Annotated in this window: 1 pseudogene; it reads right to left on the bottom strand. The window is 68.1% G+C overall.

What is annotated here, in order from left to right:
• Positions 1 to 214: pseudogene (locus tag SB816_RS32840) on the bottom strand (hypothetical protein); the annotation flags it as partial.
• Positions 215 to 260: the final 46 nt, after the last annotated feature.

The following is a 260-nucleotide window of genomic DNA, read 5'->3' as shown; positions in this document are numbered from 1 at the left end:
AACGCAGGCCGGCGCGGCGTGCGAACGCCTGCGCGCTCATCATCGAGAAGAATGCGTGGAACCACGCACGGATGCCGTCCAGCCGGCTGTGCGCGTGCGTGTGCCTGGCGAGTGCCTGCGTGCGGGCGCGGTGATGGCGCAGCGAGCGGGCGGGAGCGGACGGCACGACGCGCTTCGCAGCGCGGTTGAAACGGGAAGGCAGACGGAATGGCATGTGAACGATGCTTCGCTTGTATGGATGGCGCCCTTGAAGAGCGCAC

It is taken from the genome of Achromobacter sp. SIMBA_011, from assembly GCF_046535435.1.
In the GTDB taxonomy this organism is placed as follows: Bacteria; Pseudomonadota; Gammaproteobacteria; order Burkholderiales; family Burkholderiaceae_B; genus Achromobacter; species Achromobacter dolens.
The sequence above is the reverse complement of the archived record's forward strand: the minus strand, read 5'-3'. Positions and strand labels throughout refer to the sequence as shown.